Raw genomic sequence first — 14,271 nt, 5'->3', positions numbered from 1 at the left:
TATTGAGGATGGAAGGTATCCGGTGGTGGATAATTTTCTCTTCACTGGTGCTTGAAAGTATCCAATGGGACAACGTCTCCAAGGCATCGAAGAGTTCGTCGCGGCGGTCGAGGCCGGCAGCTTCGCGCTGGCGGCGCAGCGCCTGCATGTCACCCGCTCGGCGGTCGCCAAGAGCATCGCGCGCCTCGAGGCGCGGCTGAACACGCGGCTGTTTCTGCGCACCACGCGCAGCCAGAGCCTCACCGAGGAAGGCCACGGCTACTACGAGCGCTGCCGGCGCGTGCTGGACGAACTCGATGCGGCGCAGGCGCTGACCGATGTGGCGCGCAGCACCGCGACCGGCGTCGTGCGGATCAGCATGCCGGCGATGCTCGGCCGGCTCAAGATCGGCCCGTTGCTGCTGGCACTGGCGCGGCAACATCCGCAGTTGTCGCTCGAACTCGCGTTCAACGACCGGCGCGTGGACCTCGTGGAAGAGGGGCTCGACCTCGCGATCCGCAGCGGCGAACTGGCCGACAGCGCGGAGCTGGTCGCGCGGCCCGTGGGCACGCAGTGGATGGCACTGTGCGCCGCGCCGGCCTACCTGGCCGAGCGCGGGCGCCCCGCGAACATCGGCGACCTGATGAAGGAACCGCACGAGGCCGTGCTCTATGCGCGCGACGGGCACGTTTCGTCCTGGCGCTTCCACGATGCCGGGGGCCGGCTCGTCGACCTGACGCCGCCGTCGCGGCTGCGCTGCGACAGCGCCGAGGTGCTGCTCGAGGCCGCCGTCGGCGGCATGGGTCTCGCGCGCCTGCCGGCCTGGCTCGCGGCCGATGCGCTCGCGGCCGGCACGCTGGTGCGCGTGTTCGACGAGCCGCAGCCCTTCGGCTTCGCGCTGCACGTGATCCGCTCGCGCAGCCGCTACCTGCCGTTGAAGACGCGCGTGGTGACCGACTGGCTGGCCGAGCACCTGCCGCCGCTGCTGGCCGCGCGCTGAACGCCCGCGGGCGCTATCCTGCGCCTTCGAAGAACCACGAGGAGATCCGCGCATGCACCCCATCCGACACATCGCCGCTGCCGCATGCATTGCGGCAACGGCTCTCCTGGGCGCACCGAACGCCGCGGCGCAAGGCACCGTCAACGCGCTGTGCAGCACCGACGCCGGCTGGTGCGAGGCGGCCGCCACCGCCTTCACGCGCGAGACCGGGATCAAGGTGCAGCAGGCGCACAAGGGCACCGGCGAGATCGGCGCGCAGCTGCGCGCGGAAGCCGCCAACCCCAAGACCGACATCTGGTGGGGCGGCACCGGCGACCCGTTCCTGCAGGCCGCCGAGCAGGGCCTGCTCGAACCCTACCGCCCGGCCTACATCAACGACCTGCACGACTGGGCGGTGCGGCAGTACGCGCTGTCGCAGAACATGGTGGGCGGCTTCTACACGAGCGCCATCGGCTTCGGCTTCAACACCGACCTGCTGAAGAAAAAGAAGCTGCGCGAGCCGAAGTGCTGGGCCGATCTGGTGAGGCCCGAGTACAAGGGCGAGATCGAGATCTCGCACCCGGCCTCCAGCGGCACGGCCTACACCATCATCGCGGGCCTGGTGCAGCAGATGGGCGAGGACGCGGCCTTCGAGTACCTGAAGAAGCTGCACCGCAACGTCACCAGCTACACCCGCAGCGGGCAGGCGCAGGCGCCCAACGTGGCCAAGGGGGAAGTGGCCATCGGCGTGAGCTTCATCTTCGGCTTCGAGCGCTGGCGCTACGACAAATTTCCCGTGAAGACCGCTGCGCCCTGCGAAGGCACGGGCTACGAGGTCGGCGGCATCGCGCTCGTCAAGGGCGCGCGCAACAAGGAGAACGCGAAGCGCTACTACGACTGGCTCATGAGCCCGGCGGGCCAGGCCATCGGCGGAACCGTCGGCAGCCTGCAGTCGCCGGCCAACAAGACCTTCAAGCCGGACCCTCGCATCCCCTCGATGGCCGACGTGAAGCTCATCAAGTACGACTTCGAGAAGTACGGAAAGGCGGCCGAGCGCAAGCGGCTGATCGACCGCTGGACGCGCGAAGTCGAGTCGCAGCCGCGGTAGGCCGTTCGCAGGAGCCTGTTGTTTTCCCGGGCACAGGCCCCAGATCACGAATTTGGCGAGCCCGGCCCGATCCTGGCGGCTGGACTTAGAATTTTTTGTTCGATATCTTTTTTCCCCATGGCTGACTCCTCCAACACCAAACTCCCGTTCCAGGCCGAAGTCGCGCAACTGCTGCACCTCGTCACGCATGCGCTCTACTCGAACAAGGAAATCTTCCTGCGCGAGCTGATCTCGAACGCATCGGACGCATGCGACAAGCTGCGCTTCGAGGCGCTCGACCATCCCGAGCTGTACGAAGACCAGCCCGAGCTCGACGTGCGCCTGTCGTTCGACAAGGCCGCGCGCACGCTCACCATCACCGACAAGGGCATCGGCCTGTCGCGCCAGGAGGCCATCGACAACCTCGGCACCATCGCCAAGAGCGGCACCAAGGACTTCATGAGCCGCCTGAGCGGCGACCAGAAGGCCGACGCGCAGTTGATCGGCCAGTTCGGCGTGGGCTTCTACTCGGGCTTCATCGTGGCCGACAAGATCACGGTCGAATCGCGCCGCGCGGGCCTGCCGGCCGACCAGGGCGTGCGCTGGGCCAGCGGCGGCGCCGGCGACTTCGAGGTGGCCGACATCACGCGCGCCGCGCGCGGCACGAGCATCACGCTGCATCTGCGCGATGACGCCGACGAATACCTCAACGCCTGGAAGATCAAGCAGATCGTCGGCAAGTACTCCGACCACATCTCCCTGCCCATCCTGATGGAAAAGGAAGAGTGGAAAGAGGGCGAGAACGACCAGCCCGGCGACATGGTGAAGACCGGCGAGTGGGAAACCGTCAACAAGGCCAACGCCCTGTGGAGCCGCCCCAAGAAGGACATCACCACCGAGCAGTACGAGGAGTTCTACAAGAGCATCAGCCACGACTACGAGGCACCGCTCGCCTGGAGCCACAACCGCGTGGAAGGCAGCACCGAGTACACGCAGCTGCTCTACATCCCGGCCAAGGCCCCGTTCGACCTGTGGAACCGCGAGAAGAGCGCGGGCGTGAAGCTCTACGTGAAGCGCGTCTTCATCATGGACGACGCCGAGGCGCTGATGCCCAGCTACCTGCGCTTCGTGAAGGGCGTGATCGACTCGGCCGACCTGCCGCTCAACGTGAGCCGCGAACTGCTGCAGGAAAGCCGCGACGTGAAGGCGATCCGCGAAGGCAGCACCAAGCGCGTGCTCGGCATGCTGGAAGACCTGGCGAAGAAGCAGAAGACCGCGCCCGAGAGCGGCGAGGGCAAGATCGACGTGGGCTCGGGCGAATCGGTGCCCGCGCCCGAGCCGACCGAGGCCGTGACCGACGTGGTCGACAAGAACGCGCCGACCGCCGCCGAAGCCGCCGTTGCGGCCGCCGACGAATCGGGCAAGTACGCCAAGTTCTACGCCGAGTTCGGCGCCGTGCTCAAGGAAGGCCTGGGCGAAGACTTCGGCAACCGCGACCGCATCGCCAAGCTGCTGCGCTACGCCTCCACCACCACCGATGCGATGAGCGTGAGCTTCGCCGACTACAAGGCGCGCATGAAGGAGGGCCAGGACGCGATCTACTACATCACGGCCGACACGCTCGCCGCCGCGAAGAACAGCCCGCAGCTCGAGGTCTTCAAGAAGAAGGGCATCGAGGTGCTGCTCATGACCGACCGTGTCGACGAGTGGGCGCTGAACTACCTCAACGAATTCGACGGCACGCCGCTGCAGAGCGTGGCCAAGGGCGCGGTCGACCTCGGCAAGCTGCAGGACGAGTCCGAGAAGAAGGCCGCCGAGGAAGCCGCCGAGTCGTTCAAGCCCATGCTCGAGAAGCTCAAGGAAGCGCTCAAGGACAAGGCCGAGGACGTTCGCGTGACCACGCGCCTGGTCGACTCGCCGGCCTGCCTCGTGGTGCAGGACGGCGGCATGAGCACGCAGCTCGCGCGCATGCTCAAGCAAGCCGGCCAGCCCGCGCCCGAGCTGAAGCCGGTGCTCGAAGTCAACGCCGAGCATCCGCTGGTGAAGAAGCTCGAAGGCTCCTCGCACTTCGACGACCTCGCGAACATCCTGTTCGACCAGGCGCTGCTCGCCGAAGGCGGGCTGCCGGCCGATCCCGCCGCGTACGTGAGGCGCGTCAACGCGCTGCTGGTGTGAACACCCGGCCGCGCGTCCTTCGCGCAGCGGCGGTCGTTCCGGCCGCGCTGCTGTTGCTTCTGACGGGCGGCTGTTCGCACTATCACATCGGCATTCCGCTGGTGCCCGGGCTCTCGCTCGGGCTGGGCGCCACCAAGGACGGCAATTTCTCGGTGGGGCTCAATACCGGCTTCGGTCCGCTCGGCGCCGGCGTGGCCGTCAACAACGGCGGGCAGGTGTCGGGCTCGGCCGGCGTGGGCGTCGGGGTGGGGGCGGTGGGCGCGGGGGTCAGCAAGGGCACGGTGCTCTACGACCCCAAGGTGGCGCCGGCGGGCACCGTGGCGCCGGGCGCGGTGGCCGCCGCACCGGCTCCTGCAACCGCCCAGCCCGTCCAGCCCGTGCCGCCGATCGCGTCCGCAACGCCCGCCACGGCGGCCAGGGCGCCTCTCGTCAAAATCGCACGGCCGCCGCCGGAGCCCCAGGCGCCGGCCGTGAACGTCACCTACCGCACGCCGGTCGCTGCGCCTGCCTCGCTGCGCGAAGCTGGCACGCCCGGCAATCCCGTCGCCCCCTGAGGCGCGGCGCGGCAAGGCCTCGAGACCAGCAGGGCCGCCCGAACCCGGCCTAACATCGAGCCGGAGACGCCCCGCCCATGACTCGCCGCCCGCTGCTGCTGCATTTCCTGGCCGTGGCCGCCCTTGCGGCGGCGGCGCTGCCCCGCGCGGCGAAGGCGCAGTCGGCCTATCCCGCCAAGCCCATCCGCTGGATCGTTCCGTACCCCGCCGGGGCCGGCGCCGACATCGTCGCGCGCACCATCGGCTCCCAGCTCGCCATCGACGCGGGCCAGCCGGTGACCATCGAGAACCGCGCGGGCGGCAACACCGCGCTCGGCGCTGTCGAGGCCGCACGCGCGCCGGCCGACGGCTACACGCTGCTGTCGGCCGACAACGGCACGCTGGTGTTCAACCCGGCGCTGTACCGCAACCTCAGCTACAACCCCTCGCGCGACTTCGCGCCCGTCACCCTGCTGGGGCGGCTGCCGATGGTGCTGCTGGTCGGCCCGTCCAGCGGCGTGAAGGACGCGCGAGCCTTCATCGACGATGCGCGGGCCTTTCCCGGCAAGGTCAGCTTCGCCTCGGCCGGCACCGGCAGCCCGCAGCACCTGGCGATGGAACTGCTCGAGCGGCAGGCGGGGCTGCAGATGGTGCACGTGCCCTATCGTGGCGCGGCGCCTGCGCTGGCCGACGTGGCCGGCGGCCAGCTGCCGGTGATGATGTGCGACCTGGCTGCGTCACGCCGCTTCATCCAGAGCGGCAAGCTGCGCGCGCTCGCGGTGGCGCATCCCACGCGCCTCGCGCAGCTGCCCGGTGTGCCGACCTTTGCCGAGCTTGGCATGCCGCAGGTGGAGGCCGCCGCGCTCATGGGGCTGGTGGTGCCCGCCAACACGCCGGGCGAGATCGTGGCGCGGCTGCAGCGATCGGTCGCCAGCGCCATCCACAACCCCACCGTGCAGCGCAAGCTCGCCGAGTTCGGCGTCGAGCCCGTGGGCGACGCACCCGCGCAGTTCGCGGCGCTGCTGCAGGGAGAGTCGGCGCGCTGGCATCCGTTGATCCGCGACCTCAACCTGTCGCTGGACTGAAGCCTGCAAGGCTTGCCCTTTACGCCAGCTTTGCGCAGGCGCGGTGTCTTTCTCACGACGGGCTAAGAGTCGCTGCCTAGATTGGCGCATCGCACAGAAAAGGTCGGCGAGACGGCTTGCAAAAGGGCAGGCCGGTCCTCCCGAGGCCCATGATCACTCGCCGGTTCCATCAAGTCATTCTTGCGGACGACTTCTTCCGCTCTCCTGCCAACGGGCTTCAGCACCACGCGGCCAACCGGCGCTTCCTGCGGGGCTTTTTCGACACCGCGCTGGGCCGGCTGGGCCTGCCGGTGCGCGAGATCGCGCCGCTGTCCGAGGGCGGCGACATCGACGTCGCGCGCCTCATGGCGGGGCTGGAACTTCCCTGCACCCCGGCCGGCTGGGCGCGCGCCTGCATCGCCGACCTGCTGCCACTGGCCGGATGCGAAGGCCTGCCGATGCTCGAACCCGGCTGCCTCGTGATCGGCTGGGGCCTCACGCCCGCACTGCAGCACTTCATCGACCGCAGCGGTGCGAGCTACCTCGACATCGAGATCGATCCGCGCCGCTTCACCGAGCACCTGCACTTCTGCGCGCGCACCAACGACCCGGCCATCAGGGCCGCGTTGCTGGCGCGCCGCGTGGACGAAGAGCTGTTCTGGAACCACGCGAGCGCGCTCAAGGGCCGCTTCGCGCGCCACGGCGCGGCCTCGCTGTTCGATGCGCGCCTGCGCGTGGGGCTGTTCTTCGGCCAGAGCCTGGTCGACCTGTCACTGGTCAGCGGCGGGCGCACCATGCACCCGGCCGGCGTGATCGCGCCGCTGCGCGAACTGGCGAACGGCGTGGACCTGCTGGTCATCAAGCCGCACCCTTACGAACCCGCACTGCACGACCTGGCGCCCATCGCGCGCGCCATTCCCAACGCGGCGTGGACGCAGGGGAACACCTACGCGCTGCTGTCGGCGGCCAACGTGCACTTCGCCGCCAGCCTGTCGTCGAGCGTGCTGACCGAGGCGCGCTACTTCCGCAAGCCCGCCCACGCGCTGATCCGCGCCGACCGCAACGCGGCCGCATTGCTGCCCACAGCCTGCACGGACTGGATACCGGTGGGCGCCGCTCTGGGGTCGATGGACTTCATGGCCGCGGCTTGCGGCATGAGCGGTGTCAACGGCGATGCCGCGCCGAAGCTCTTCCCGGCCTGGCCGGTGGCGGCGATCGATCGCGCCTACCTGCTGCGCTGGGGTCTCGACGACCAGGCCCACGGCCTGCCGGAAGTGGCCGAGCTGCAGCCGGGCCGCTCCTACCTGTTCCACCCCGGCAGCCCCGCGATGAGCTGGCTGAGCCACGGCTGGTCGGGCTTCGATGGCGAGGGCGCGCGCAGCGAGGGCGAACTGGCCTGCCTGGTCGTGCCGCTGCCCGCGCTGCCGCAGCCGCGGCCGCACCGCGTCGAGGTGCGCATCGACTACCGCAGCAACGCCAAGGCCACCGGCGTTCACGCCATGTTCGACGGCGTGGTGCTGCCCGGCCAGCGCGTCACGGGCGCGCGGCGGCGCAGCCTGGTGTTCGAGATCCACCCGGTAGCGGGGCGCAAGTGCCTGGTACTGCAATTCGTCGTCGCCGGCACCGGGCCCGGCGGCAGCGCGCGCCGGGGCGCGGTGCGGCCGGCCTTCACGCTCAGGAAGCTGCAGGTGTCGCTGCGCATGGGCCGGGGCGTGATCTCGGCACCGCCGCAGGCCAGGCTCGCACGGTGGTCCGAGATGTCCCCGGTGCGCGCGATGACGCGTGCATTCCGCGCGCTGGTCGATTCGGCGCGCGGGGTCACCGGGTAGCCGGCGCCCCCGCCAGGCGCAACAGCAGCGCGACCCAATGCTGCAGCCGGTCGATGGCGGCCTGGCGACCCTCGGCGGCATCCGATGCATCCGCCGCAGTGGCGCGCAGCTCGCCGGCCGCAGCAGCCACGGCCCGCGCGAACTTCGGCGCATCGCCGCGCCACACCACCACGCGGTGCGCCAGGCCGAGTTGCGCCGCGCGGCCCGCGTTGATCGCCTGCTCGGGCTGGTCGGTCAGCAGCAGCAGGATCGGCTTGCGGTAGACCGCCGCGATGGACAGCGCCGCCATGCCCGGCGCGGAGACGATGAAGGCGCTGTGCGCGGCCGCCTCGATCCAGCGCTCGTCGCGTGCATGCCAGTGCGGCCGGTGGGCATAGCCTTCGCCGACGAAGTGCGCGGGCAGGCCCGCGTCGGCGAGGCCCTGTTCGAGGCCGTCGGCCAATGCCGGCTCCCTGAAATGCGGGTTGAGGTACACGGCGGCGGCATGCTCCGCGGCATCGCTGCGGTCCACCGCGTCCACCACCGCGACCGGCGTGGCCAGCCGGTGGCGGCCATGCCCGTCGTGCTGCGGCTCGCCGTACGCGAAGTCGTGCTCGATGCGCGCGAGGCTGCGGTCGATCTGCCACGCCACGATGCCGCCGAACAGCTTCGCGACGGCGCCCGGCATGCGGCCCTTGAAGTTGGTTTCGAGCGCGCGCCGCAGGCTGGCGCCGTACACGTGCACCACCTTGCGCCGCCAGAACGGCAGCCAGCCCATCAGCAGCAGCGCGGGGTGGAACGAGTCGTTCACCACCAGGTCCGCATCGCGGAAATGCGCACGCAGCCGCCACACGTCGCGCAGCATGCGTTCGGGCCGGAACATGTAGTGCGCCACGTTGCGGTCGGTCTCGCGGCGCAGCATGTTCTGCTGCGCGTCGAATTGCACCGCGTAGTGGTGCGAGAGCACGGGCGCGTCGATGCCGAAGCCGGCGAGGAAGCGTGCGCCTTCGTCGGACGTGGTGAGCACCTGCACCTGCGCGCCGGCCGTGCGCAGCGCATGCGTGAGCAGCTGCGCGCGCATCAGGTGGCCGCGCGCGTCCGCGGTCGCGAGGTAGAGGATGCGCGGTGGCATCGCTCAGGCGTGGTGCCGGACGGGCCGCGCCGCGCCGGGGCGCAGCCGCAGCGCCACGCCGGCGAGCCACATGCCGGCCGCGCCGGTGATGCCGAAGCCGCGCTCGGTGTCGCGCACCTCGCGCATCAGCTGCACGAGCCGCGCCTGCTCATGCGGGGCCACGCAGCGCTGCAGCGTGTGGCTGCACAGGCGGATGTGGCGATCCTCGTCGGCCAGCACGCGCGACAGCAGCGGATGCAGCGCATGCTGCTCACCGATCAGCGCGCAATGGCGCTGCAGGATGCGCGAAGCCATCTGCTCGGCCGCAAGGCCGATGGCATAGGCCGGCACCAGCCCGCCGTGCGCGAAGTGCGGTGCATGGCGGCGAATGAGCGCCTGCCAGCGCGCGAGCTTGCGGCGGCTGAACCAGTCGGGCCGCGGCGCCTCTTCGGGCGATGCGGCGGCCTGCGCACTGCCGCCGCGCTCGACGATGGCTTCGGCGAACAGGCGCGCATGCAGCTGCTCGTCGGCCAGGTGCTGGTCGAGCTGGCGCACCAGCCACTCGGGCGGGGCGATGCGCAGCTCGCGCTGCAGCGCCTGCTCGGACGACTCCTCCCCCACGAGGTAGAAGCGCAGCAGCAGCATCTCGCCCGCATTGCTCGCATGCAGCTGGCGCAGCGCAGCGCGCTTGACGTGATGCACAAGGCGCGCCTGCAGGGCGGGCCAGCCGCGCAACGAAGGCGGGGCGAGGCAGTCGAAGCCGGGCGCAGCGCCGACCGGGTCAGCGGCCATTGGCCCTGGCCTTCGCGGGCTGCTGCTGTTGCTGCCAGCCCAGCACCAGCCCGATGAAGCTGTCCTGCAGGAAGGCGCGCGCGGCGGCGTCGGCGCCCGCGAACTCGCGCTGCTGGCCGTCGTAGCGCACGTAGCCTTTGCCGTTGATGGCGCCGAGCACGAGCTTCTCGTTCTTGTGGAAGCCGCGCTGCAGCAGCGGCTGAAGCAGCGACTGCGATTCGAGCCCGTACAGGAACAGGTCGCGCTGTACCACCTGGCGCGGAATCTGGCCGCTCAGGGCCTGCAGCTCCAGTGTCCAGTCGCCCTGCTGCATGGCTTCGGCCAGCTCGCGCCCCTTGGCGCCCGGCGCGCGAAAGCGTGCGCGCGCCACCGACTTCGAGGCCTTGCTCAGGCCGAGGCCGATGGTGATGTCGGCATCCTTTGCGCCATCGGCGCGGTTGTCGTCGACCTGCACCAGCACGTTGGCCAGGCGCGCGGTCAGCGAGGGCTTGGCGAGCGCCCCGACGATCTGCTCGGCGGTGAGCATCACGCGCTCGGTGCCGGGCTCGTTCACCGTCACCTTGTACGGGTCGATGCGGATGTCGTCGAACTCGCCGCTCACCGGCGAGTGGGCATGGCTGCTCACCGACCATTCGCTGCCCGATCGGCTCAGCAGCGCGTGGAAGGTCAGCGGCACGCGCTGGCCGTCGCGCGCGCGGCCCGAGCCCTGCAGCAGCACGTCGCCCACGATGGTCTTCTCGGGGTAGCTGCGGGTGCTGGCGAAGCGGATGGTGTGCGCCGCGAGGTCGAGCGCGGCGTGGGTGTCGGCGTCGTCGAGGGCGAGGCGGTTGCAGTCGTTGCCGGCGCCCGCGAGCGCGGCGAAGGGGCAGCCGGCTTCGGACCTGAAGTTGAAGACGCCGCGGCCAGTGAAGTCGGCAGCGCTGGCGAGGGTGAAGGCGCCCGCGAGCGCGAGGCCCAGCGTCACGCGGCGAACGGAAAGCGAAGAGAGGATGTGCATGGTTTTTTGGTTGTTGTTCTTCTGGACAGCGGCAATCAGGGCCGGTGATACGAAAGCGCCTGTGCGTCGGCGTTGGTGCGGCCCGTGGTGTGCCAGCCGATGCCGCGCGCGAACGCGCCCAGCATGTCGACGGCCGAGAAGCCCAGGATGAGTGCCACGCCCGCCAGCCAGCGCAGTCCGCGCAGCGGCGGCAGGTCTTGATGGTTCAGCGCCTTCATGCTGAAACCCAGCCGCGTGAACAGCACGCACAGCGGCCCGATCGGCCCGCTCTTCGCGAGCCACTGCCAGCGCGGCGACACATAGCTGCGCAGCAGGTGCGGCGTGAGCGAGTACGTGTCCTGCCCGCGCATCCAGCGCAGCTTGAGCGCCTCGGCGCGCGTGTCGGGCAGGCGATGTTCGGTGTGGGCCGCCGCGGCGTAGTGGATGGGCACGCCGGCCGCCTTCAGCCGCATGCCCAGCACCTGGCAGTGCGCGCGGTACACGCCGTCGAGCGCCTGGTAGCTGTGCTCTTCGAACACGTCGCGGCGGAAGGCCACGTTGTTCGCGTAGAAGTTGCTCGTGGCGCCGGCGTGGCCGGCATTGGGAAAGTACATGAAGTCGATGGTCGTGAGCGCGGTGCCGACCACGTTCGCGGCGTAGCTGGTGCGGCCGGCCACCACGGCGGGGGCATCGGCCCGGGTGAAGGGCAGCAGCATCTGCAGCAGCCAGTCGTCGTCGGGCAGGCAGTCGGCGTCGGCGAACACCACGTGCGAGCAGCGCTGCGCATCGGTGGCCGCGAAGCCGGCGTTCTTGGCGTCGTAGTAGCCGGTGCTCGCGTCGATGCGCACGAAGTCGACCGGTCGGCCCGCGAGCGTGCTCACGGCCTCGCAGGTGGCGGGGCTCAGCCCGTCGTGCGTGATGACCACCTGAGCGAGCGCGCCGAGCGGCAGCTTCTGCTTCGCCAGCAGGGCGACCAGGCGTTGCAGGCTGCTGCCCGCCCTGGCTTCGGCATCGGGTCCGCCGCGCAGGTTGTTGGTCTCCAGGACCAGCGCGCATCGCGCGGCAACTTCATCGGGCATCATCGAATTTTCCTGTCCGGACATTTGTTTTGAAGGCTTGCATCCTGCTTTTATCTCACAACCGCGCCCTCCACCAGCGTCGGGCGCCATGGGCCCGCCCATGAAGGTCAGCATCTTCGGCGCCGGCTACGTGGGCCTGGGCTTCGCCGCCTGCCTGGCCGAGGCGGGCCACGAGGTGCTCTGCGCGGACACCGACCCGGCTCGCATCGAGGGCCTGCAGCGCGGCCTGATGCCGCTGCACGAGCCCGGTCTGGAGGCGCTGGTCGTCGCCGGCCTGGCCGCCGGAACACTGCGGTTCACTGCCGACGAGCGCGCGGCCTGCCTGCACGGCGACGTGCTCTTCATCGTGGTGAACACGCCGGCCGATGCAGAAGGGCGGGTCGACCTGCGGCACGTGATCGCGGTGGCGGCCGGCATCGGGCGGCACCGCGACCGAGAGGCGGTGGTCGTGTGCAAGTCGACCGCGCCCGTGGGCACGGCGGCGCAGGTCGAGGCCGTGCTGAACGGCGAGCTTTCGCGGCGCGGTGTTGCGCCTCGCATCGCGGTGGCCGTGAACCCGGAGTTCCTGCGCGAAGGTTCGGCCGTGCGCGACTGCCGGCGGCCCGACCGCGTGGTGATCGGCAGCGAAGACCCCCAGGCCGTCGACCTGCTGACCCGGCTCTACGCACCGTTCGTGCACGACCCCAGGCAGGTGCTCGTGATGGACCGCCGCTCGGCCGAACTGACCAAGTACGCGGCCAACGCCATGCTCGCCACCCGCATCAGCTTCATGAACGAGATGGCACGCGTGGCCGAGCATGCGGGCGCCGACATCGAGGCGGTGCGGCGCGGCATCGGCGCTGACCGCCGCATCGGGCCCGACTTCCTGCAGGCCGGCGCGGGCTATGGCGGCTCGTGCCTCGCGAAGGATGTGCGGGCGCTGACGCATGCGGCCGAACGCGAGGGTCACCTGCTACGCATCCTCTCGGCGGTCGAGGCGACGAACCACGCGCAGAAGGGCCGGCTGTTCGATCTGATGGTGCACCACTTCGAAGGCCGCATCGCAGGCAAGACCATCGCCGTGTGGGGCCTGGCCTTCAAGCCCGACACCGACGACATGCGCGACGCGCCCAGCCTCGTGCTGCTGGAGCGCCTGCGGGCGGCCGGCGCGCGCGTGCAGGCCTACGACCCGGCGGCGATGCCGAATGCGCGCAGCCTCGTCGGCGAGCGCGACGATGTGCGCTGGTGCGCCACGGCGCAGGAGGCGCTGGGCGGCGCCGATGTGCTGGCGCTCGTCACGGAGTGGCCGGAGTTCCGCCGGCCCGACTTCGTGCGCATTGCGAAGGAGCTGCGCACGCCGGCCATCTTCGACGGCCGGAATCTCTACGACGCGGCCGAGGCCGAAGCCGCGGGCATCGCGTACTACGGCATCGGCCGCGGGCGATCTTCACTGTTGCGTTGAGTCGTCCAGTGGAAGGAACGCCTCGCCCGGCGTGAGCGGCGCATGCCGGTAGCTTGCCGGCGTGCGGCTCAGCTTGACCGGCGCGCCGATGCCGCGGTAGCCGCCGGGCATCTCGACCACCATCTCGCGGTGCAGCGTGTGCGGGTGCTGGAGCGCGGCATCGACCGGCAGCACCGGCGCGGCGGGCACACCGGCGGCCATCAGCTGCTCGACGAGTGCGCGGCCGTCGAACACGGCCATCGCCGCTTCGAGCTGCTGCTTGAGTCCGTCGCGGTGCACCGAGCGCGCGCCGGCCGTGCGGTAGAGCGGATCGTCCGCCAAGTCGGGCAGGCCGATGCAGCGGCACAGGCTTGCGAACTGCCGGTCGTTGCCGACCGCGACGAACACGGGGTCGGTGCCGGTGGCCAGTGCGTCGTACGGATAGATGTTGGGATGCGCGTTGCCGGTGCGGCGCGGCGCGGTGCCGTCCATGAACCAGTTGGCCGCATGCGGGTGCAGCAGCGAGAGGCCGCTGTCGTACAGCGCGGCTTCCACGAACTGGCCGCGTCCGCTGCGATTGCGCTCCTGCAGCGCGAGCAGCACGCCGATCACGGCGTTGAGCCCGGTCACCATGTCGACCACCGGCAGGCCCACGCGCAGCGGACCGCCGTCGGCCTCGCCGTTGATGCTCATGATGCCGGTCATGGCCTGCACGGCGGCGTCGTAGCCCGGCAGCGCGCCGAGCGGGCCGTCGGCGCCGAAGCCGGACACGCGGCACCATACGAGGCGCGGGAAGCGTTTCGACAGTTCTTCGTAGCCGATGCCCCAGCGCTCCATGGTGCCGGTCTTGAAGTTCTCGATCAGCACGTCGGCCTCGCCCACCAAAGCGAGCAGTGCGTCGCGGCCTTCTTCGGTCGAGAAGTCGAGGTGCTGCACGCGCTTGTTGCGGTTCAGGCCGTGGTAGTAGGAAGCCACGCCTTCCTTGAACGGCGGGCCCCAGGTGCGCGTGTCGTCGCCCTGCGGCGGCTCGACCTTGAGCACGTCGGCGCCATGGTCGCCGAGGATCTGGCCGCAGTAGGGGCCGCCGAGGATGCGGGAGATGTCGAGGACTCGGATGCCTGCGAGGGCGCCTTGGGCTTGTGTCATTTCTTGTTCCATTTGTCTTGTCTTTCGGGGCGCGTGCACAGGCCGCCGGGTACTCCCCTCCGCGAATGTCCCCCGCTTCGCTCCTCCTTTATTTCGCTGCGGGGAGCACCCGACGCCCTGTG

The 14,271-nt window shown here is 70.3% G+C and carries 12 protein-coding genes; 7 read left to right on the top strand and 5 right to left on the bottom strand.

The window, feature by feature from the left end; all coding sequences use genetic code 11:
* Positions 1 to 64 precede the first annotated feature (64 nt).
* The 6 genes from ASD05_RS24650 (at position 65) to ASD05_RS24625 (ending at position 7,646) form a co-directional block, all read left to right on the top strand.
* Positions 65 to 979 carry a LysR family transcriptional regulator gene (locus ASD05_RS24650; protein ID WP_056597862.1) on the top strand — a complete coding sequence of 305 codons (915 nt, stop codon included), beginning with the start codon at positions 65 to 67 and terminating at the stop codon, positions 977 to 979.
* A gap of 52 nt (positions 980 to 1,031) precedes the next feature.
* Positions 1,032 to 2,066 carry an ABC transporter substrate-binding protein gene (locus ASD05_RS24645; RefSeq protein WP_056597860.1) on the top strand — a complete coding sequence of 345 codons (1,035 nt, stop codon included), beginning with the start codon at positions 1,032 to 1,034 and terminating at the stop codon, positions 2,064 to 2,066.
* Between the two features lie 117 nt (positions 2,067 to 2,183).
* Entirely contained in the window at positions 2,184 to 4,220 is a 2,037-nt protein-coding gene (htpG, locus tag ASD05_RS24640) for a molecular chaperone HtpG (RefSeq protein ID WP_056597857.1), read from the top strand.
* Positions 4,217 to 4,774, top strand: coding sequence for a hypothetical protein (locus ASD05_RS24635; protein WP_056597853.1), 558 nt, complete (start codon positions 4,217 to 4,219; stop codon positions 4,772 to 4,774). Before htpG ends, ASD05_RS24635 begins: the two co-directional genes overlap by 4 nt.
* A gap of 77 nt (positions 4,775 to 4,851) precedes the next feature.
* A complete protein-coding gene (locus ASD05_RS24630; RefSeq protein ID WP_056597851.1) occupies positions 4,852 to 5,838 on the top strand; it encodes a Bug family tripartite tricarboxylate transporter substrate binding protein in 987 nt (328 codons plus the stop codon).
* A gap of 149 nt (positions 5,839 to 5,987) precedes the next feature.
* Positions 5,988 to 7,646: a hypothetical protein gene (locus tag ASD05_RS24625; protein WP_056597849.1), complete on the top strand. Its 1,659-nt coding sequence runs from the start codon at positions 5,988 to 5,990 to the stop codon at positions 7,644 to 7,646.
* On the opposite strand, the gene ASD05_RS24620 is transcribed toward ASD05_RS24625, so the two are convergent.
* The 4 genes from ASD05_RS24620 to ASD05_RS24605 are packed head-to-tail and all read right to left on the bottom strand — an operon-like array spanning position 7,636 to position 11,586.
* Entirely contained in the window at positions 7,636 to 8,757 is a 1,122-nt protein-coding gene (locus ASD05_RS24620; RefSeq protein ID WP_056597846.1) for a hypothetical protein, read from the bottom strand. The two genes, ASD05_RS24625 and ASD05_RS24620, sit on opposite strands and share 11 nt — an antisense overlap.
* 3 nt (positions 8,758 to 8,760) lie before the next feature.
* Complete coding sequence (locus tag ASD05_RS24615; RefSeq protein WP_056597843.1) at positions 8,761 to 9,528, bottom strand: hypothetical protein; 768 nt, start codon at positions 9,526 to 9,528, stop codon at positions 8,761 to 8,763.
* Entirely contained in the window at positions 9,518 to 10,525 is a 1,008-nt protein-coding gene (locus ASD05_RS24610) for a hypothetical protein (RefSeq protein ID WP_056597841.1), read from the bottom strand. Before ASD05_RS24610 ends, ASD05_RS24615 begins: the two co-directional genes overlap by 11 nt.
* A 35-nt stretch (positions 10,526 to 10,560) precedes the next feature.
* Positions 10,561 to 11,586, bottom strand: a complete 1,026-nt coding sequence (locus tag ASD05_RS24605) for a glycosyltransferase (RefSeq protein WP_082572273.1) — start codon at positions 11,584 to 11,586, stop codon at positions 10,561 to 10,563.
* Between the two features lie 97 nt (positions 11,587 to 11,683).
* On the opposite strand from ASD05_RS24605, the gene ASD05_RS24600 reads away from it, so the two are divergent.
* Positions 11,684 to 13,024, top strand: a complete 1,341-nt coding sequence (locus ASD05_RS24600; protein ID WP_056598001.1) for a UDP-glucose dehydrogenase family protein — start codon at positions 11,684 to 11,686, stop codon at positions 13,022 to 13,024.
* On the opposite strand, the gene ASD05_RS24595 is transcribed toward ASD05_RS24600, so the two are convergent.
* The gene (locus tag ASD05_RS24595; protein WP_056597839.1) at positions 13,010 to 14,149 is read right to left on the bottom strand and encodes a CaiB/BaiF CoA transferase family protein; all 1,140 of its coding nucleotides are present in this window, start codon (positions 14,147 to 14,149) and stop codon (positions 13,010 to 13,012) included. The two genes, ASD05_RS24600 and ASD05_RS24595, sit on opposite strands and share 15 nt — an antisense overlap.
* Positions 14,150 to 14,271: the final 122 nt, after the last annotated feature.

The organism is Variovorax sp. Root434, assembly GCF_001426595.1.
Taxonomy (GTDB): domain Bacteria; phylum Pseudomonadota; class Gammaproteobacteria; order Burkholderiales; family Burkholderiaceae_C; genus Variovorax.
Note: the sequence above shows the minus strand (reverse complement) of the source record. Positions and strands in the feature narration are given on the sequence as shown.

Bases quoted from the DNA above. Each gene is read 5' to 3' on its own strand.
- ASD05_RS24650 (WP_056597862.1), top strand. From the start codon at position 65: ATGGGACAACGTCTCCAAGGCATCGAAGAGTTCGTCGCGGCGGTCGAG.
- ASD05_RS24645 (WP_056597860.1), top strand. From the start codon at position 1,032: ATGCACCCCATCCGACACATCGCCGCTGCCGCATGCATTGCGGCAACG.
- htpG (WP_056597857.1), top strand. From the start codon at position 2,184: ATGGCTGACTCCTCCAACACCAAACTCCCGTTCCAGGCCGAAGTCGCG.
- ASD05_RS24630 (WP_056597851.1), top strand. From the start codon at position 4,852: ATGACTCGCCGCCCGCTGCTGCTGCATTTCCTGGCCGTGGCCGCCCTT.
- ASD05_RS24625 (WP_056597849.1), top strand. From the start codon at position 5,988: ATGATCACTCGCCGGTTCCATCAAGTCATTCTTGCGGACGACTTCTTC.
- ASD05_RS24620 (WP_056597846.1), bottom strand. From the start codon at position 8,757: ATGCCACCGCGCATCCTCTACCTCGCGACCGCGGACGCGCGCGGCCAC.
- ASD05_RS24615 (WP_056597843.1), bottom strand. From the start codon at position 9,528: ATGGCCGCTGACCCGGTCGGCGCTGCGCCCGGCTTCGACTGCCTCGCC.
- ASD05_RS24610 (WP_056597841.1), bottom strand. From the start codon at position 10,525: ATGCACATCCTCTCTTCGCTTTCCGTTCGCCGCGTGACGCTGGGCCTC.
- ASD05_RS24605 (WP_082572273.1), bottom strand. From the start codon at position 11,586: ATGATGCCCGATGAAGTTGCCGCGCGATGCGCGCTGGTCCTGGAGACC.
- ASD05_RS24600 (WP_056598001.1), top strand. From the start codon at position 11,684: ATGAAGGTCAGCATCTTCGGCGCCGGCTACGTGGGCCTGGGCTTCGCC.
- ASD05_RS24595 (WP_056597839.1), bottom strand. From the start codon at position 14,149: ATGACACAAGCCCAAGGCGCCCTCGCAGGCATCCGAGTCCTCGACATC.